This window comes from Rhizobium sp. M1, from assembly GCF_002531805.1.
GTDB lineage: Bacteria > Pseudomonadota > Alphaproteobacteria > Rhizobiales > Rhizobiaceae > Rhizobium > Rhizobium etli_C.
Map to the genome: position 1 here is coordinate 67,755 of NZ_NWSW01000020.1, position 16,905 is coordinate 84,659.

Genomic DNA, 16,905 nt, shown 5'->3' on the forward strand with positions numbered 1-16,905 from the left:
GTCTGGCCGGTAGAGGAGGAGACATGGCCGATGTCACGGCTCTGACATTTCTGGCCCTGTGTCTGCCGCTCGCCGGCGCTCTTGCCGCTCCCTTCGTCATCCGCATCCTCGGCGCAAACGGGGCCTGGCTGCTGGCGACCGCTCCGCTGTTTGCCTTCCTGCATTTTCTGCGCCTGCTTCCGCAGGTCGCGCGCGGTCAGGCCGTCGCCGGCGGTTATGCCTGGGTGCCGAGCTACAACCTCTCCTTTTCCTGGTTCCTCGACGGCCTGTCGCTGGCTTTCGCGCTGCTGATCACCGGCATCGGCACGCTGATCGTGCTCTATGCCGGCGCCTATCTCAGGGGACATAGGGATCAGGGCCGCTTCTTCTCCTTCATCTTTCTCTTCATGGGCGCGATGCTCGGGATCGTCGTGTCCGACAGCTTCCTGATGTTCTTCATCTTCTGGGAACTGACGTCGATCACCTCCTTCCTGCTGATCGGCTTCGATCACGAGCGCGAGGCGGCCCGTCGCGCCGCCCTGCAGGCGCTTGTCGTCACCGGCGGGGGAGGGCTCTGCCTGCTCGCCGGCCTGCTCATTCTCTGGAACATGTCGGGCGTCACGCAGATGTCGCAGCTGATCGGGTCGGGTGATATGCTGCGCGAAAGCCCGCTCTATCTCGCGGCCCTCATTCTGGTGCTCGGCGGCGCCTTCACCAAGTCGGCGCAGTTTCCCTTTCATTTCTGGCTGCCGAACGCCATGGAGGCGCCGACGCCGGTGTCGGCCTACCTGCACTCGGCCACCATGGTGAAGGCCGGCGTCTATCTGCTGATGCGGCTCAATCCGGTCATGGGTGCAACGCCCGCCTGGGAAATCCTTCTGCCCTTCTTCGGCGGCCTGACGCTGGTGGTCGGCACCGCGCTTGCCATCCGCCAGACCGACCTGAAGCTCAAGCTCGCCTATACCACCGTCTCCTCGCTCGGCCTGCTCGTCATGCTGATCGGCTTCGGCTCCGACCACGCGGTGGCGGCGGCGGCGCTCTATCTGGTGGCGCATTCCCTGTTCAAGGGGGCGCTCTTCATGGTCGCCGGCATCATCGATCACGAGACCGGCACGCGTGACATCACCCGGCTCGGCGGCCTCAGGCGGGCGATGCCGCTGACATGGATCATCGCCCTTGCCGCGGCCTTCTCCATGGCCGGCCTGCCGCCCTTTTTCGGCTTTCTCGCCAAGGAGGAGATCTATACGGCGCTCGTCGGCGGCGACATCCGCGCCATCACCTTCACGGCGATCGCCGTCTTCGGCAACGCGCTGATGTTCGCCGTCGCCTTTGCCGTGGCGCTGAAACCCTTCCTCGGCCGGCCGGCGCAGACGCCGAAAGCCGCGCATGAGGCGCCCGTCCTGCTCTGGCTCGGCCCGGCCGTTCTCGCCGTCCTCGGCCTGCTGTCGGCGATTTTCGCGAGCTTCAGCCATGCCGCTCTGTCCTCGCCGATCGCAGCCGCGATCCGCGGGACCCCGGTTGAGATTTCCATTTCGCTGGCGCCGCATATCGGCCTGCCCTTGGCCCTTTCGCTGCTGACCGTGCTGCTCGGCATCGGCGTCTACTGGCAGCTCGATCGGACACGTTTCTGGATGGCGGTTTTTCTGCGCGCGGCCGGGCGCGGGCCGGACCATGGTTTCGACCTCGCCATGGTGGGCCTTGTCCGTTTCGCCGGCCGCCTCATCCGCTTTGTCCAGCCGGGGCGGCTGGAGATCTATGTCGCCTGCACCTTCCTCTGCCTCGCCGCCATCCTCATCATTCCCCCGATCCTCTATGGCGAACTGCCGCATCTTCCCGCCTGGCCGGCAGATGTCAGGCTGTATGAATGGGCGGTGTTCCTGATCGCCGCCTTCGGCCTTGCCGCCGTGCTCGTCGCCCGCGACCGGCTGACGGCGATCGTCTCGCTCGGCATCCAGGGCTTCGCCGTCGCCGTCATCTTCCTGCTGTTCGGCGCGCCGGACCTGTCCTTCACCCAATTCATGGTCGAAACGCTTTCGGTGGTCATCCTCGCCCTGGTCATGACCAGGCTTCGGCTCTCTCCGGACGATCGGCGCTCGCCCGGCCGCAGGCTCCTGCACGGTGTGCTGGCGCTTGCCTGCGGTCTCGGTTTTTCGCTTTTGCTGCTGCGGGCGACGCAGCTGCCGTTCAACGACGCGCTGACACTATTCTTCAACGCCTATTCCAAATCGATCGCCCACGGCGCCAATGTCGTCAACGTCATCATCGTCGATTTCCGCGGCACCGACACGCTCGGCGAAATCGCTGTTGTCGCCGTGACCGGCCTTGCCATCCTGGCGCTGATCCGCATCCGCGCCGGCAGCGAGCGCAAGCTTGCCGCCAATGATCCGGATGCGGTCGGAGCAGGAGAGTGATGACGTGAACACCCTGATCTTCCGCACTGTCGCCCCGTTCCTCACCGCGCTGATGCTGCTTTTTTCCGTCTTTGTGCTGCTGCGCGGCCATAATGAGCCGGGCGGCGGCTTCATCGGTGGGCTGATCGCCGCCTCGGGCCTGGCGATCTACGGCATTGCCCGCGGCGTCGCCGCCGTTCGCCGCGCCCTGTTCTTCCATCCGCTGTCGGTTGCCGGCTGCGGCCTCTTACTGTCGACCGCGGCTGGTCTTCTCTCCATCCTCTTCGGCGTTCCCTTCATGACCGGCCTCTGGATCTACCCGATCCTTCTCGGCCTCGAAGTGCCGCTGTCGAGCGTCATGCTCTTCGACGTCGGCGTCTATCTCGTCGTGCTCGGCGCCATCACCTCGATAGCGCTGGCATTGGAAGAAAAGGAGGTGGAGTGATGGAGCCGCTTCTTGCGATCCTCGTCGGCCTGTTCTTTGCCGCCGCCATCTATCTGATGCTGTCGAGATTCTCGATCAGCATCATGCTCGGCATCGCCATCCTCGGCAATGCGGTCAACCTGCTGCTCTTTACATCAGGCCGGCTGACACGTGAGGTGCCGCCGATCATCCCGGCGGGTCTCGACGCCTTGCCCGCCGGCGCCGCCAACCCGCTGCCGCAGGCGCTCATCCTGACGGCGATCGTCATCTCTTTCTCCTTCCTCGCCTTCCTGCTGGTGCTGACCTACCGCGCCTATCAGGATCTCGGCACCGACGACACCAGCGAGATGCGCGCCGCCGAGCCCGACGACCGGCCGCTGCCGCCATTGGGGTATTGATGCGAATGTCGGTGCGGATGCTCACCCCCCTCTGCCCTGCCGGGCATCCCGGAGGCCACATCTGATGGCCGCTCCCACCGCTACCGTCGATCTCGCCGCCGCCCTGGTCACCGCCCCGGTGCCCATCGGTCATTGGCTCGCCATCCTGCCGGTCGCCCATTGCATCACGCTCGGCGCCGTGTTGCTGATGGTGCGCGCCTATCCCCGCCTGCAGGCCTGGCTGGCCATTTCGGGCCTTGCGGGCCTGGCGCTGATGGATGCGGCGCTGCTTGCCAAGGTCGCGGCCGAAGGGCCGCTGACCATGGTCATGGGGCGCTGGCTGCCGCCATTCGGCATCGCCTTCACCGTCGATCTCTTCGGTGCGCTGATGGCCTTCGCCGCAGCCCTTGCCGGGCTCGCCGGCGGCATCTATGCGCTGGCCGATATCGGCGAAAGCGGCCGCCGATACGGTTTCTTTCCGCTGCTCATGCTGCTGATGGCCGGTGTCACCGGCGCCTTTCTCACCGGCGACGTCTTCAATCTCTATGTCTGGTTCGAGGTGCTGCTGATCTCGTCCTTCGGGCTGATCATCCTCGGCTCGGAACGGCAGCAGATCGACGGCGCACTGAAATATGCGGTGCTCAATCTGATCGCCACGACCCTGTTCCTGGTCGGCGTCGGCATTCTCTATGCTGTCTTCGGCACGCTCAACATGGCCGATATCGCCGGGAAGGCGAGGGACATCGGCGGCACGGCGCCGCTGATGTCGCTGGCAAGCCTCTTCCTGCTTGCCTTTGCCATGAAGGCGGCCGCCTTCCCGGTCAATTTCTGGCTGCCCGCCGCCTATCATACCCCGCGCATCACCGTCTCGGCGCTGTTTGCCGGCCTGCTGACCAAGGTCGGCATCTACGCGCTGGTTCGGGTGATGGTCATGCTGCTGCCGGCCGAACGCGCCGAACTCAGCCTTGTGATCGCGCTCGCGGCCGCCGCGACCATTCTCGTCGGCGCGCTCGGCGCTCTGGCCGAAAACGACATCCGCAGGCTGTTCGGCCATGTCGTCATATCGGGCATCGGCAACATGCTTGCCGGCGTCGCGCTCGGCAATCCCGGCGGCATCGGCGGCGCGGTCTTCTACGCGCTCCATTCCATGGTGCTGATGACGGCGCTTTATCTTGCCGCCGGCGAGATCGCCCGGCGCGGCGGTGGTTTTTGCCTGTCGGATCTCGGCGGGCTCTATCGGCAAAGCGGCGGCTTCACCGCGCTGTCGCTCGTGCTCTTCCTTGCCGCCTGTGGCCTTCCGCCCTTTTCCGGCTTCTGGCCGAAGGTCATGCTCGTCAAGGCCGCGCTCGATAGCGGTGCCTGGTGGCTGGCGGCGGCAATCCTCGCCGGCGGTTTCCTGACGACGATCGCCTTCGGTCGCCTCTTCCTCCTTGCCTATTGGCGCCCCGCGCCGATGGCGCTCGCGTCGTCGAAACCCTCCTGGCGCACTGGCCTGCCGCTCGCCGCGCTGACCGCGCTCACCATCGGCTTCGGCATCCTGCCGGAACGGCTGCTGGCGCTGTCGCAAGCGGCCGCCGCTGGCCTTGCCGATCCCCAGGCCTACCTCCATTCGGTCTTCCCGCAAGGAGGTCAGCGGTGATCGCCTTCGTCTTCAACCTGCTCCTCGCCATCGCCTGGGTCACTGTTACCGGCAGCGCCTCGCTGCATAATTTCGTCTTCGGCTTCCTGCTGGCGGCCCTGGCGCTGGCCGTCATCCGCGAACCTTTCGGCAGCAGGGGATATCTGCGTCGCACCCGCCTGGTGCTGTCGCTCATCGCCCTCTTCCTCAAGGAATTGTCGCTGTCGGCCTGGAAGGTCACGCTCACCGTTCTCTCACCGGATATGAAACTGAAGCCGGGCATCTTCGCCTTTCCTCTGACGGTGACCAGCGATTTCGAGATCACCCTGCTCGCAAATCTCATCACGCTGACACCAGGCACGCTTTCCGTTGATGTCTCGTCGGATCGCCGCACGCTCTATGTCCACGCGCTCGATTGCTCCGATCCGGAGGCGACAAAACGCGGCATTGCCAGTGGTTTCGAACGCAAGATCATGGAGGCCTTCCGGTGATCACGCCTGCCGCCATCGTCGCCGTCGCATCCGCGACCGCCCTCGTCATCCTCGGCCTGGCGCTGCTTTTGACCGTCTGGCGCGTCGTTGCCGGCCCGACATTGCCGGATCGCATCCTCGCCCTCGACATGCTGACCGGCATCGCCATCGGCTTCATCGCCGTCATCGCGGTCAAAACAGGGTTTTCCCTCTATATCGATATCGCCATCTCGCTCGGCCTCGTCGGCTTCCTGGCAACCGTCGCCTTCGCCCGCTTCGTGCTGTCGCGCGGCAACATCCAATCGCCGCCATCTGCGTCCGCAGCCAAGGGCGGCGCAAAGACGCGCCGGGCGGGGAGGAAGGGACGATGATGGCCTATCTCGTCGCAGCCGTCACCGCGCTGCTGCTGGTTGCCGGTGCGCTCTTTGCCCTTGCGGCGGCCATCGGCCTGGTCCGGCTGCCCGATCTCTATACGCGCATGCACTCGGCCTCGAAGGCCGGCACCGTCGGCTCCGGCCTGCTGCTCTTTGCCGCCGGCCTCTATTCGCAGGACCCGGCGGTTATCGCCCGCGCCCTTGCCGGTTTCGTCTTCTTCCTGTTGACGGCGCCGGTTTCCGCCCATCTGCTGGCCAGGGCAGCCCATCGTTCGGGACACGATCTCGGCGCCATCTCGGTCCGCGATGATATGCGCGAACGCTGAGGGGTTGCTATTGCCATCTTAACCTGTTTTACGTCTGACTTATGCACAGGAAGCTGTGAGTAAAGCTTGGGCTAAAGTCCTATAATTCTTCGTCGGCCATTTTTTCTCAAGAAAAACGACAAATAATAATTGGCCTTTCGGCCAAACGATGGTATTTGAAAATGCAAGTAGAATTCTGATTGTGAATTACAATCGTACTGCTTCCAAGTCCCTCAGTTTTGATTTTTCAATGTCTAAACTGGGGCCATCGCCTGGAGCATGACGTAGTGGTTTTTGGTCAGGCAGTATAAGAACAGGTCTCGAACTTCGGAATCTAGGGGTGGATTTCACGTTTTTCGAAACAGAAGATTGCTTCCTGTGCTTTTGCTGTTCGCTTCTACGAGGCGGGTCTTTGGCGTGACAGTCAAAGATCGTTTGAGCATGCTAACAGGAGAAAACAATATGACGGATATGGCGACCGGCAATGGGCCGGAGCTGCTTGTGGAACTGACGGCCGACATCGTGGCGGCTTATGTCAGCAACCATGTTGTCCCGGTCAGCGACCTGGCGAATCTGATTTCCGACGTGCATTCGGCACTGAGCAACACGTCCGTACCGCAGCCCGCTGCGGCCGTTGTCGAAAAGCAGAAGCCTGCAGTCTCTGTCCGCAAGTCCGTACAGGACGAGCAGATTACGTGTTTGGAATGCGGCGGCAACTTCAAGTCCCTCAAGCGTCACCTGATGACGCATCACTCTCTCTCGCCGGAAGAATACCGCGAGAAGTGGGACCTGCCGACCGACTACCCGATGGTAGCGCCCGCCTATGCCGAAGCGCGTTCGCGCCTGGCAAAGGAGATGGGCCTGGGTCAGCGCCGCAAGCGCGGCCGCGGCTGAGCTTTTTCGAAAGCAATCAACGACAAAAGCCGGGTCTTGCGCCCGGCTTTTCTGTCTGTAACGCGACTGTGATTCCAAAAAACGTGAGCCGCTTTCGGGCGACATTCTGTTCCGACTCATTAATTGACAACGGGAATCAAACTTTAGTCCGGGGAGATCCGAAATCATCCTGTTCCAGGCGAGGAAAATAATCTTCCAGACTATTTCGCGCCGATCGGAAATGACGCAGGTGAAGACGGGATATCACGAGGAGCCCCATCTTATGCTTCCGGGGTGAGGCGTAGAATGTATTCCTATACTATAAGGAAGTGTTAATATACTAAATTACACGGCGCTGCCACGTGCGTTCGGGGAGAATCGAATCACGTTCAAGCCGCGGCGCGGACGTTCGCCTCTTCCCGGATTCTCCTCACCATCGAGCGCAACCCGTTCGAGCGCTGCGACGACAGGTTCTCCACCAGTCCGATCTTCGAGAAGATTTCGAAGGCATCGAGCGCGGCGATCTCCGATGCCGGCTTGCCGGAATAGGTGGCAAGCACGATGGCGACGAGACCGCGCACGATATGGGCATCGGAATCGCCCTCGAAGCTCATGATCGGGTTGTCCGGATCGCCCGACGTGTGCGTCACCAGCCACACCTGGCTGGCGCAGCCCATCACCTTGTTCTCGGAGGTGCGCTTTTCCTCGGCCAGCTCGGGCAGCGCCTTGCCGAGTTCGATGACATAGCGGTAGCGGTCTTCCCAATCGTCCAGGAAGGTAAAGTCGTCGATGATCTGGTCGAGGGATGCCATAAAACGCCTTTCACCATTGGCATGCCGGGCAAAACTGCACGGCAATTTTGCCTCCGGACATGCTCTACTACTGCATATAGGTGAAAGACCGGCAGATTTGAACAGTTAAAGCGCGTCGTGGCCCCTCGGATTTGCCCGTGCTTCAGTTTTTTTCTGTTTGCGCATGTCGCCCAAGACCCCGCCCGCATATTTATGCGTGACACGTTCTGAAAAGAAACGCCGTGAGGGATGGGCATCCTCACGGCGCAGCAAGATGCTGAATTAAACAGGGCAGGCACGTCAGGCATGGGGCATTTCCGCGTCATGCGGACCACCGATGCAAGCTCAGGCAATTCCGGCTGCGAAGCTGTCTCTGTCCGGAATTGCGTCAAACAAGAACGAAGAATTCGAAATGCGTTTCGGGCGGGCGCCCGCGCACTATCGTCAGATCGCCGGTTTCGGCGTCGGCAGCGGGATCGCGCCGGTTACCACCGTCTCGGGGGCCGTTTCATCGTCGACCGGCGGGCGGTAGGGCATCGGCTGGTTGAGTGCAGCCTTTGCCTCGCGCACCTTCTCCTGGACGGAAGGGGCGGCGAGGGAGGGCAGGGCGGGTGCTGCCCGCTGTGCCGTTTCGGCAAGCTTTGCAGTCGTTGCCGGCTCGTCGCTGAACTGGCTGTCGAGCAGTTCATAAGCAACGTGAGCACCCTCGCGGGCCCGGTAGCCGAGCGCCGTCAGCGTCTCGGCGCCCTTGGCGCAGACCTCGGGTTTTTCCGAGCACATGCCGGTCAGATAGTCATAGGCGCCGCTCGCCGCCGTAAAGGCGTCGGAAAGCTGCAATTGCGGGCCGCTGGCGAGCTTGTCGGAACCCTCCGTGCTGAAGACGGAAAGAAGCACGAGCACAAGGCCAAACCAGAAGGATCCTTTGATCAGAAACCACATTGTCGTTGCCCATCCTGTTTTCCCGTCCGGTTCTTTTCGCCGAATCAGGCCGGTTGTCCGGTGTGCTTTCACCCTATCGATAAGTTGCGAATGCCGCTTTTCGAAACTCGCGCGCATTTGCGGCAAATTTAATTCAAATTTTAGCGAAGCGGATTTGAGCTGCATTTAAGTCGAATGCGAGCGATCGCCGTTAAGCATCAGGGCAGCACCTGCTTGCAATTGCAGGGCTTTTGGCCGCTCGCCTTGCCACAGGAGTTAACGTCGTGCTGAAATATGAAGGAATTCCGTTGCTTACCGGCTATTAACCACAAAAAGCAAAGGGGCTCTCGGATGCTTCAAAACGGGATTTTCTGCGCTTTCTGGCTGTGAACAGCGCTTTTGCCTTATCCTTTCCTTAAGTCGCGGGGGCCTATTGTCCGGATCGACAAACAGCCTTTTTCGGGCGGGTATTGCGTGCGAATATTGAGTGACATTGGCAGCTGGGTGACGGCGCTCGTAGACCGGGCGGCGACAAGCTGGCTCTCCCGGACGGGCGGCGGCGAAGCCGTGCGCCAGCGCGAACTTGCGATTCTGCGCCGCCTGGTGCTGCTGTCCTCGGCCGCTCTCGTCGCCGCGCCCGTCGGTCTTTCGGCCGTCACCAGCCCCGCCGTCGCCTTGCCGGCCGGTGTCGCCATGGTCTGCGCCGCCTTCCTCTTTTCCGCCGTCGGCAGCATCGCGCTTGCCCGCCAGGGCTCGTCGGCCGGCATCGCCACGCAGTCGGCCGAGGACTTCTTCCTTGCCGTCACGCCCGGCCTCGTCCTGTTTCTCGATCCGCACGGCAGCGTCGCCACCATCGGCGGCCGCGACCGCCGCGATTTCCTCGCCTGGATGCGCGATCCCAAGGGCAGGGGCTTCCTGGAGCAGGTGCATGTCTCCGATCGCATCCTGTTCCTGCAGGCGCTCGATGGCCTGCGGCGCGGCGAGGATGCCGCAAGCGTCGATCTGCGCCTCGACCGGCCCTCGGTTTCGCGCGATCAGCGCCAGTTCGCTTATCTCAGAATGGATATGACTGCCCGGCGCGATGCCGATGGTGAGCTGGCCGCCGTCATCGCCCAGCTGCGCGACGTCTCCGTCGAGCAGCAGCTGCGGGCCGAGGCGCAGAGCCGCGCGGCCGACGCCGAATCGGCAAACGATGCCAAATCGCGGTTCCTCGCCGCCGTCAGCCATGAGCTGCGCACGCCGCTCAACGCCATTCTCGGTTTTTCCGACATTCTGATCGGCGAATATTTCGGCAAGTTCGAAAACGACCGCCAGCGGGAATATGTCGGCCTCGTCCGCGAATCCGGCGCGCATCTGCTGTCTGTCGTCAACACCATGCTCGACATGAGCAAGATCGAAGCCGGCCGCTACGAGCTGATCCTCGAAGCCTTCGATATATCGGCCTCCGTCAGATCCTGCGAATCGATGCTGGCCTTGCAGGCCAAGAGCAAGGGCGTCACCCTGACGAGCCGGATCCAGCGCGGCCTCGGCGAGATCGTCGCCGATCAGCGCGCCATCCAGCAGATCCTCATCAATCTCGTCGGTAATGCGGTGAAGTTCACCGAGGCCGGCGGCGTCGTCTCCGTCGATGCGGCGGCGCGCGACGGCATCCTGAAGCTGACGGTCAGCGATACCGGCATCGGCATTGCCGCCGACAAGCTGGCAATGCTCGGCCAGCCCTTTGTCCAGATCCAGAACGATTACACCCGCCGCTTCGAAGGCACCGGCCTCGGCCTTTCGCTGGTCAAGGGGCTGGTGGCGCTGCATGGCGGAAATTTTGCTATCGCCAGCCAGCCGGGCGAGGGTACGATCATCACCATCGAGATCGCGGTGGACGGTTCGGGCGCCCGGCGGGCCGAAGATGCCGGCCATGGCGCGACCGTCGAGTTTCCGCCGCGGCTGAAGGACGCGGTCAAGTCAGGGGTAGAATTGGAAGAGGGGCTTTTCGATGGCCACGCGCAAGCGAAAATCGCCTAGGGGAAAAAACCGACGGCAGCAGCCGGGCCTTGTCGTGTCAGGTGCAGCCGCTCTCGGTGGCCTCGGCCTGCAGGGCGCATCTGCGCTGGGCGGTCTCGGCCTGCAGGGCGCATCGGCGCTCGGCGGCGTCATCGGCCGCAATCCGTCGGTTGCCGGCGGCACGATCGCCTTCTTCGTCATCTTCTCCTTCGTCGCGGCCAATGCGCTCTGGTATCAGCCCGGCCTGCATCCGCATCCGATTTTCCGCACCCGCGATCCGCATTCTTCAAACGTGCTCGGCGCTCGCCGCCCGGCCGAAGAGCAGCAGGGCGACGTCACCACCTTCCGGATCGAACGGCCTGAGGATGCCGCCGCCACCACCAGCGCGACGCCGGCGCCGGCCGCACCGGCTCAGCAGCCGAGCGAGCTGGTCATGGGGATCCAGCAGCAGCTGGTGCGCCGCGGCCTCTATAACGGTGTCCCTGACGGCATCATCGGCCCCCGCACCAGCGCCGCCATCCTGTTCTTCCAGGAGACCGTCGGCATGGCCCAGACCGGGGAAGCGACACCGGAAGTGCTGGCGGCGCTGAAAACCGACGCTGCCGGCCCTTCGACCGTGCCGGTGGAAAAACCGCGTGAGGATGTGAGCTCGAAGGCGGCGGCGGAAGACCCGGTGGCCGCCGCGATCCGCAGCGCCGAAAAGACGGTCAAGACGGCGCCATCAGCCGCAAAGCAGCTTCCTTCCAGCGAACTCACCACTGTCGACCTGGTGCTGAAGATCCAGAAGGGTCTGTCCAACATGGCCTATGCCAATGTCGGCGTCGACGGTGTTGCCGGCGAGCAGACCCGCGCTGCCATCCGCCATTTCCAGAAGCACTACAACCTGCCTGAAAACGGCGAGCCGAACGAGGCGGTGCTGAAGAAACTCAAGGAAATCGGCGCGATCTGAAGCATGGCGCGCCGCCTGTAGCCGCAAGCTTTGCTCGAAGGACCTACAACCTAAGTCTAAGACGCTGTCGCTATTTGCAACTTATTAACCATGTTGATCGAAGCTTTGCCGATTGAGGCGGGGGACGTCGGTCATGCATGCGCTGAAGGCGATAGACGATCTGGCCGGAGAACCGGCAGTCGAAGCGGAAGGCCCGGATCGCACCGCCTTGCGCCACATCCTGCAGCGTCTTGCAGAGGAGGCCTCGACGCTCGGCATCGATCTCGTCGATATTGCCGGCGCCATTCAGGACATGGCGGCGATGTCGGCCCGCCATGCCTCCGCCTTCGATCATGTCACCAGCACTGCGCTTTCGATTGCCGAAACCAACCGTTCGGTCGCCCTGTCGCTGCGCGAGACCGACCGCACTGCGGCCGAAGCCCGCCAGATGCTGAAGGAATCGGCCGACCGCCTGTCCGGCTCCGTCGCCGAGATCGGCCACATGGTTCAATCCTCCAACGTCATCGGTGCCGAAATCGCCGGCTTTTCGAAGTCGCTGGCCGATGTCGACAAGATCGCCGACGAGATCAGCACCATTGCCCGCCAGACCAACCTCCTGGCGCTGAATGCCGCGATCGAGGCAGCGCGCGCCGGCGATGCGGGCAAGGGTTTTGCCGTTGTCGCCGCCGAGGTCCGGGCGCTTTCGCTGCAGACCTCGAAGGCGACCGGCTCGATCCAGGACACGCTGGACGAATTGCGGGTGAAGATCGACCGGCTGTCGGTGGTCGGCGGCGATGCGCGTGAGAGTGCCGCCGGTGTGCGCGACAAGTCGGAGGCGATGCGCGGCGCCTTCGAAAGCATGGAGCATGTCATCACCCGCATCCTCGACAGTTCGACCGTCATGGCCAACACCACCGAGGCCGTCGACCAGCAATGCGCCGGTTTCGTCGAAAAGCTCAGTGAGATGTCGGGCGAGGTCGCCGGTTCGAATATCAGGCTGCAGCAGGCGGCGAAACGCGTCGACAGCGTCGTCGGTCTCTCCGAAACCCTGGTCCAGCTGACGGCGAGCGCCGGTGTCAAGACCGCCGACAGCCGCTGGATCGAGGAGGCGCAATCGGTGGCAAGGCAGATATCAGGCGCATTCGAACGGGCCGTCGCCGAGGGCCAGATCGGCCTCGACGCGCTCTTCGACCGACGCTACCGGCCGATACCGGGTACCGACCCGGCGCAGATGATGGCCGCCTTCACCGAGCTCACCGACCGGCTGCTGCCGTCGATCCAGGAACCCGTGGTTGCCCTGGACGAGCGCGTCGCCTTCTGTGCGGCAGTCGACGAAAACGGCTACCTGCCGACCCATAACCGGAAATTCTCGCAGCCGCAGCGGCCGGGCGACGCCGTCTGGAACACCGCCAATTGCCGCAATCGCCGCATCTTCGCCGATCGTGTCGGCCTTGCCGCCGGCCGCAGCACCGCGCCTTTCCTCGTTCAGACCTATCGGCGCGACATGGGCGGCGGCAATTTCGTGATGATGAAGGATATTTCCGCGCCGATCATCGTGCGCGGCCGCCATTGGGGCGGATTGCGGCTGGCGGTCAAGGTCTGACGCATCGTCATCATTTGACTGCGGATTGCCGATGCCGGCGCGCCGGTCTATACCGCGCCGATGAGATTACGCGCCGACATCTTCGTTTCATCCCTGCTGCGCCGCGTCTTCGCCAGCGGCGATTTCGCCGCCGTCGAGAAGAAGGGGGCCGAGGAGGCCGGTGCGATCTTCATCCGCCAGCACTTCCGCGATGGCCTGGAAACGCTCTATGCGCCGGCGCCGCAGACCGCCTTCGGCGAAGACGAGATCCGCGATCGCCTGTTCGAAATCCGTCTTGCGCGCAGTGAGCCGGAAGCGGTGCGGGCGATGCTGGAGCGCGAACGCCGCTTCGATCCCGATCTGTGGATCGTCGAGCTGGAGGCGGAGGAACTGGGCGACATGATCCCGCTCGCGCGGGATGGCTCAGCGTGACCGTCGTCCGAGCACGCGCATGTCGCGCTGCACCGGCGCCTGGCGGCCGAAGCGGTGGCTCTCCGTTTCCGCAAGCGCAGGTGTCGCGGCCGCCTCCGGCTTGTAGGTGTAGCGGTCGGCGCGCCGCCAGGCCTCTACCCTCTCGTGGCATTCTTCCGGATCGAGCGCATCGAGCACCATCCAGGCGCGCGTGACATTGTGCTGCTGTTCGGCCAGGTGCGGATAGAACCGCTCCAGCACGAAGACGGCGTCGAGAAAACCCATGCCGAGGCTTGTCAACGTCGTGGCGAGCTGCTGGCCCGATAGGTCGAGCATGATGCGTTCGGCAAGCCAGCGGCTGGCGGAAAGCGCATCGGCGAGCGCGGTTGCGAAATGGTTTGCCTCGCGCGAGCGGGCAAAGCGCACCAGCAGCGCCTCCTGAATGTCGGTCAGCGTGCGCAGGCCGAGCCGGTCTTCGTCCTTGCGGCCGAGATGGCCGGCAAGGTCGAGAATGCGCTCGCGCAGCGCCTCTTCATTGGCGATACGCTGTTCCTCCAGCGCTTCGGCTTCGCTCTCCGCCGAGGCCGGCGACAGCGGGACGGCCTCCGATTCTGTGATCGCTACTGCGGGGGCCGCGTGTCGCGGCTGGGTCTGGCGCAACGCCACCAGCGCGTCGATGACCTTCGGCGACAGCGAGTCGCGGCTGACGATCGCCTTGACATGAGCTGCGCCCTGCATGCGGGCAATGGTGATCAGCGTGTCGTCGGCAATGGCCTTGGAGGCGGCAAGAAAGGGTGCGGCGATCTCGATCGGCTGATTGCCGATGAACAGCGCCACGGCTGCCGGCATCGTCGGGCATTGGGAAAGGGCGGCGACCGCCTGGCGCTTGGCCTCGTCGGAGGAGGCCTGGAACAGCGGTGTGAAAAGCTCGGCGAATTGGCGCAGTTCGGATCGCGTCGGATGAGACAGGCTCTCGAAACTGCTGACAGTCGCCATTAACACCACGTCCTTTTTCCTGACGGCCAACGGGCCCTCGAGGTCTCGAAACCGGTCACGCACATGCACACCCTGAAAACGCAGAACCAAGGGAAACCGTGGGCCGATAGCGCTGGCGGGACGCCTGTCGGACCGCACGGATATGAACAAATCCTACACCGGTACGGTTAATGCATGCTGAAGATTTTATTAAAATGCAACAGAAATATACACGTGTGGCGTGTTGCCTGATCCTTAGCCGGCAACAAAAATCCCCTTGCTTTTGACGGGCCGATGCTTCGGTGTCCCGATCGCTGTTTTGACCGCCGCGACAGTTAGCCTGCTGTCGTCGTGCGCGGCGTGCAGCAGCTTTTGCGCGGCTGTCTTCATCGGTCCGGCGCAGATCGTGCTTGGTGCCGCAGGCGTCGTCTTCAGGCCCTCGCTGCTGATATGCCGGCGAGCGCCGCAGCCATCGGAAGCCGCGATGTCGGGGTCGTCGGACAAGAAAGGGGAATCAACGGCAAGGCCTGTTGCTCTCCGCTACCGGTCGAGCCTTGAAAGATTCGTGGTCGGCGATGACCGCAAAACGCGCTCCGATTGATGGCGGATCGACCCCGATCCGGGCTGCGACGCAACGAATGTCGGCCTGCCGCATATTTGCAACACCTGCAGCGCTGCCGGCCCGCGGGTCGCCGCTGCATTGTCAACTATATGAATTGTCTCTAATTTTGCTCTTTGGCGGGTGTCCGGACCCGCGCGCAGGCGGGATGAAACCAAATCGGCGCTTCGCGCGTTGAAGAGGAAGTCACGGGAACTGTGTTTGGCAACCGTCGAATATTAGTAAACTGTTAACTGTCATGTGTCTCAATTCGGACAGGAACGACGCGATTTGAGTGTTTGGATCGTTGAAACTCCGCATCACGGTATTTCAGTCAGGTGCCGTGGGAAAGGCGCGAATGCCCTCGGTTCGGTCATGCCGGCACCGCAGGACGCGCCGGCCCGCAGATTGGCGGGCAGGGTGAAATCCATCGCAAGTTCATCCGTCTCGGGCAGTGCATGGAGACGAGAATGGCAATAGTAGTCGCATTGGCGGATCGGCGACCGCGGGCGCCGCGTCCTCAGGACAAGGAACCCCGCGAAGCCAAGATCCTCTGGTTCACCGGTGTCCGCTACGAGCGGCTGGCCGATAGCCCCAGACATGGCCCGGCGCCTGCGCCGCGCGCCAGCAAGAAGTAACGTCCGTTCAACCTCAGCGGGCGCTGAACTGTTCGCAGCCGGCTTCTGTCAGGAAGTTCCGCGCCGCCTCATCGAAACTCGCCTGCGGCGCCAGCGTCCGCAGCACGGCGTAACCGTCCGGCCGCGCCATTTCCACCAGGATCGCCTGTTCCAACTCCGGCGGCAGGTTCTTGCGCAGGTCCGTCAGCTGAATGGGACCGCCCGCCAGCACATCGAGCGCGCCGCCGACCGAGGTCCGGTCATTCATGCTGAACACCTCGTTGGAGGCGCTGTCGTAGATGGCGATCGACCAGAAGGGCACATTGCCCTTGGCGGTGAAATGCACCGGGCCATCCTCGACGTCGAAGGAGCAGACGGCGGTGCGCACGAAGGGATCGCCATTGGCAAGCCCCGCCTCGTCATGCTGGTCGTTCAGCAGGTAGAAATTGTTGAGGTCACCTTCCGCCTCGACGCGGGTCGCCGCGTCCCTGCCGGTGAAATGCGGCAGCGAAAGGATGATGACGAGGTGCAGAAGCGCTGCGCCGAAAAGGCCGGTCAGGATGGCGAAAACGATCCTAAGCATTGCCGCATCCGGTCTTGGTGAGCTTGGGCATGGCGAGGTCGATCACGCCGGAACTGCCGGCCGTCGGCGTATCGAACAGGGTCAGCACCAGCCGGAAGGTGCCGGCCTGCGGCAGGGCCAGCCAATTGCCCGGCTGGGCGACGGCGGAGATCTCGATCGCGAAGCTGCTGTCGGGCTGGCGCAGCACCGTCCAGGAGTTCAGTGCCGCGGGAAGTCCGGTCTTCACCGCCGCCGGATTGCCGCCATTGTCGGCGGTAAAAAGCGTCCACAGCCGGGCGGGCGGGGTCTGCCCGCTGATGCGGTAGCGGCAGCCGGCATTCAGCCGCGCCCCTTCGTCGTCGACGCTCGCCGTGAAGGTCAGCCCCTCGGCGCTGCCATAAAGCAGCTTGCCGGCACGCGCCCGGTGCGATTTGGCATAAGGATCGGCATCGACCGTCTGCAACGCCGGAAAAGCCTCCCAGGCGCCAAGCTTGATCGCCCCGAAACCCTGCGTCGCATCCAGCGCATACAGCGAAATCATGATCCCGCCGCCAAAGGCGACGATCAGCGTGATCAGGATGAAAAGGGGGAATCGAAACACGTTATGACCTTGGAAACCGGGATGAAAGGGTTACCACTGATTCTGGCAGGGTGGAATGCCGGGCGGCGACATGGGCGCTGGTCAATCCCCGGTTATATCAGCGAAGCCGTCATGCCA

General features: G+C 63.3%; 19 protein-coding genes. 13 read left to right on the top strand and 6 right to left on the bottom strand.

The genetic code is table 11. From position 1 onward, the window contains the following. Nucleotides 1-23 precede the first annotated feature (23 nt). From CO655_RS20380 to CO655_RS20415, 8 genes are all read left to right on the top strand, one after another. The gene (locus CO655_RS20380; protein ID WP_097666212.1) at nucleotides 24-2,390 is read left to right on the top strand and encodes a putative monovalent cation/H+ antiporter subunit A; all 2,367 of its coding nucleotides are present in this window, start codon (nucleotides 24-26) and stop codon (nucleotides 2,388-2,390) included. Nucleotides 2,391-2,394: 4 nt separating this feature from the next. Then, on the top strand, nucleotides 2,395-2,814 hold the full coding sequence (locus tag CO655_RS20385; protein ID WP_097666214.1) for a Na+/H+ antiporter subunit B: 420 nt from the start codon (nucleotides 2,395-2,397) through the stop codon (nucleotides 2,812-2,814). Further along, nucleotides 2,814-3,191 (top strand): Na+/H+ antiporter subunit C, encoded by a 378-nt coding sequence (locus CO655_RS20390; protein WP_097608471.1) that lies wholly within the window; start codon nucleotides 2,814-2,816, stop codon nucleotides 3,189-3,191. The genes CO655_RS20385 and CO655_RS20390 overlap by 1 nt, the downstream gene beginning before the upstream one ends. Nucleotides 3,192-3,255: 64 nt before the next feature. Beyond that, entirely contained in the window at nucleotides 3,256-4,809 is a 1,554-nt protein-coding gene (locus tag CO655_RS20395) for a Na+/H+ antiporter subunit D (protein WP_097666216.1), read from the top strand. Beyond that, on the top strand, nucleotides 4,806-5,279 hold the full coding sequence (locus CO655_RS20400) for a Na+/H+ antiporter subunit E (RefSeq protein ID WP_097666218.1): 474 nt from the start codon (nucleotides 4,806-4,808) through the stop codon (nucleotides 5,277-5,279). Before CO655_RS20395 ends, CO655_RS20400 begins: the two co-directional genes overlap by 4 nt. Further along, nucleotides 5,276-5,629, top strand: a complete 354-nt coding sequence (locus CO655_RS20405; RefSeq protein ID WP_097666220.1) for a cation:proton antiporter — start codon at nucleotides 5,276-5,278, stop codon at nucleotides 5,627-5,629. The genes CO655_RS20400 and CO655_RS20405 overlap by 4 nt, the downstream gene beginning before the upstream one ends. Next, nucleotides 5,626-5,958, top strand: coding sequence for a monovalent cation/H(+) antiporter subunit G (gene mnhG, locus CO655_RS20410; RefSeq protein ID WP_097608467.1), 333 nt, complete (start codon nucleotides 5,626-5,628; stop codon nucleotides 5,956-5,958). Before CO655_RS20405 ends, mnhG begins: the two co-directional genes overlap by 4 nt. 441 nt (nucleotides 5,959-6,399) lie before the next feature. Then, nucleotides 6,400-6,831: a MucR family transcriptional regulator gene (locus tag CO655_RS20415; protein ID WP_010060045.1), complete on the top strand. Its 432-nt coding sequence runs from the start codon at nucleotides 6,400-6,402 to the stop codon at nucleotides 6,829-6,831. Nucleotides 6,832-7,199: 368 nt separating this feature from the next. Here CO655_RS20415 and CO655_RS20420 read toward each other — a convergent pair whose 3' ends face one another. Together CO655_RS20420 and CO655_RS20425 are read right to left on the bottom strand one after the other, a co-directional pair. After that, on the bottom strand, nucleotides 7,200-7,622 hold the full coding sequence (locus CO655_RS20420) for a SufE family protein (protein WP_097666222.1): 423 nt from the start codon (nucleotides 7,620-7,622) through the stop codon (nucleotides 7,200-7,202). Nucleotides 7,623-8,045: 423 nt separating this feature from the next. Further along, nucleotides 8,046-8,540 (bottom strand): DUF5330 domain-containing protein, encoded by a 495-nt coding sequence (locus CO655_RS20425; protein WP_097608465.1) that lies wholly within the window; start codon nucleotides 8,538-8,540, stop codon nucleotides 8,046-8,048. A 453-nt stretch (nucleotides 8,541-8,993) separates the two neighbouring features. Here CO655_RS20425 and CO655_RS20430 point away from each other — a divergent pair, with 453 nt between their 5' ends. The 4 genes from CO655_RS20430 (at nucleotide 8,994) to CO655_RS20445 (ending at nucleotide 13,456) form a co-directional block, all read left to right on the top strand. Further along, nucleotides 8,994-10,535, top strand: a complete 1,542-nt coding sequence (locus CO655_RS20430; RefSeq protein WP_097666224.1) for a HAMP domain-containing sensor histidine kinase — start codon at nucleotides 8,994-8,996, stop codon at nucleotides 10,533-10,535. Continuing rightward, nucleotides 10,507-11,463, top strand: a complete 957-nt coding sequence (locus CO655_RS20435) for a peptidoglycan-binding domain-containing protein (RefSeq protein WP_097666226.1) — start codon at nucleotides 10,507-10,509, stop codon at nucleotides 11,461-11,463. The genes CO655_RS20430 and CO655_RS20435 overlap by 29 nt, the downstream gene beginning before the upstream one ends. A gap of 133 nt (nucleotides 11,464-11,596) precedes the next feature. Further along, nucleotides 11,597-13,045, top strand: a complete 1,449-nt coding sequence (locus CO655_RS20440; protein ID WP_097666228.1) for a methyl-accepting chemotaxis protein — start codon at nucleotides 11,597-11,599, stop codon at nucleotides 13,043-13,045. Between the two features lie 60 nt (nucleotides 13,046-13,105). Then, on the top strand, nucleotides 13,106-13,456 hold the full coding sequence (locus CO655_RS20445) for a DUF1491 family protein (RefSeq protein WP_010033104.1): 351 nt from the start codon (nucleotides 13,106-13,108) through the stop codon (nucleotides 13,454-13,456). Here the strand turns inward: CO655_RS20445 and CO655_RS20450 are convergent. Next, nucleotides 13,448-14,494 carry a DUF2336 domain-containing protein gene (locus CO655_RS20450; protein ID WP_176539279.1) on the bottom strand — a complete coding sequence of 349 codons (1,047 nt, stop codon included), beginning with the start codon at nucleotides 14,492-14,494 and terminating at the stop codon, nucleotides 13,448-13,450. The genes CO655_RS20445 and CO655_RS20450 overlap by 9 nt on opposite strands. Nucleotides 14,495-14,665: 171 nt before the next feature. Further along, nucleotides 14,666-14,914, bottom strand: a complete 249-nt coding sequence (locus tag CO655_RS20455; RefSeq protein WP_097666232.1) for a hypothetical protein — start codon at nucleotides 14,912-14,914, stop codon at nucleotides 14,666-14,668. Nucleotides 14,915-15,478: 564 nt separating this feature from the next. On the opposite strand from CO655_RS20455, the gene CO655_RS33900 reads away from it, so the two are divergent. Then, nucleotides 15,479-15,646 carry a hypothetical protein gene (locus CO655_RS33900; protein WP_176539278.1) on the top strand — a complete coding sequence of 56 codons (168 nt, stop codon included), beginning with the start codon at nucleotides 15,479-15,481 and terminating at the stop codon, nucleotides 15,644-15,646. Nucleotides 15,647-15,659: 13 nt separating this feature from the next. On the opposite strand, the gene CO655_RS20460 is transcribed toward CO655_RS33900, so the two are convergent. Next, nucleotides 15,660-16,208, bottom strand: coding sequence for a DUF1254 domain-containing protein (locus CO655_RS20460; RefSeq protein ID WP_097608459.1), 549 nt, complete (start codon nucleotides 16,206-16,208; stop codon nucleotides 15,660-15,662). Beyond that, nucleotides 16,201-16,788 (bottom strand): DUF1214 domain-containing protein, encoded by a 588-nt coding sequence (locus tag CO655_RS20465; RefSeq protein ID WP_064706643.1) that lies wholly within the window; start codon nucleotides 16,786-16,788, stop codon nucleotides 16,201-16,203. The genes CO655_RS20460 and CO655_RS20465 overlap by 8 nt, the downstream gene beginning before the upstream one ends. Nucleotides 16,789-16,905 lie beyond the last annotated feature (117 nt).

Excerpts from the sequence above, each read along its gene's own strand:
- CO655_RS20420 (WP_097666222.1), bottom strand. The coding sequence starts at position 7,622 with ATGGCATCCCTCGACCAGATCATCGACGACTTTACCTTCCTGGACGAT.
- CO655_RS20390 (WP_097608471.1), top strand. The coding sequence starts at position 2,814 with ATGGAGCCGCTTCTTGCGATCCTCGTCGGCCTGTTCTTTGCCGCCGCC.
- CO655_RS20395 (WP_097666216.1), top strand. The coding sequence starts at position 3,256 with ATGGCCGCTCCCACCGCTACCGTCGATCTCGCCGCCGCCCTGGTCACC.
- CO655_RS20415 (WP_010060045.1), top strand. The coding sequence starts at position 6,400 with ATGACGGATATGGCGACCGGCAATGGGCCGGAGCTGCTTGTGGAACTG.
- CO655_RS20440 (WP_097666228.1), top strand. The coding sequence starts at position 11,597 with ATGCATGCGCTGAAGGCGATAGACGATCTGGCCGGAGAACCGGCAGTC.
- CO655_RS33900 (WP_176539278.1), top strand. The coding sequence starts at position 15,479 with ATGGCAATAGTAGTCGCATTGGCGGATCGGCGACCGCGGGCGCCGCGT.
- CO655_RS20380 (WP_097666212.1), top strand. The coding sequence starts at position 24 with ATGGCCGATGTCACGGCTCTGACATTTCTGGCCCTGTGTCTGCCGCTC.
- CO655_RS20435 (WP_097666226.1), top strand. The coding sequence starts at position 10,507 with ATGGCCACGCGCAAGCGAAAATCGCCTAGGGGAAAAAACCGACGGCAG.
- CO655_RS20460 (WP_097608459.1), bottom strand. The coding sequence starts at position 16,208 with ATGCTTAGGATCGTTTTCGCCATCCTGACCGGCCTTTTCGGCGCAGCG.
- CO655_RS20425 (WP_097608465.1), bottom strand. The coding sequence starts at position 8,540 with ATGTGGTTTCTGATCAAAGGATCCTTCTGGTTTGGCCTTGTGCTCGTG.
- mnhG (WP_097608467.1), top strand. The coding sequence starts at position 5,626 with ATGATGGCCTATCTCGTCGCAGCCGTCACCGCGCTGCTGCTGGTTGCC.
- CO655_RS20445 (WP_010033104.1), top strand. The coding sequence starts at position 13,106 with ATGAGATTACGCGCCGACATCTTCGTTTCATCCCTGCTGCGCCGCGTC.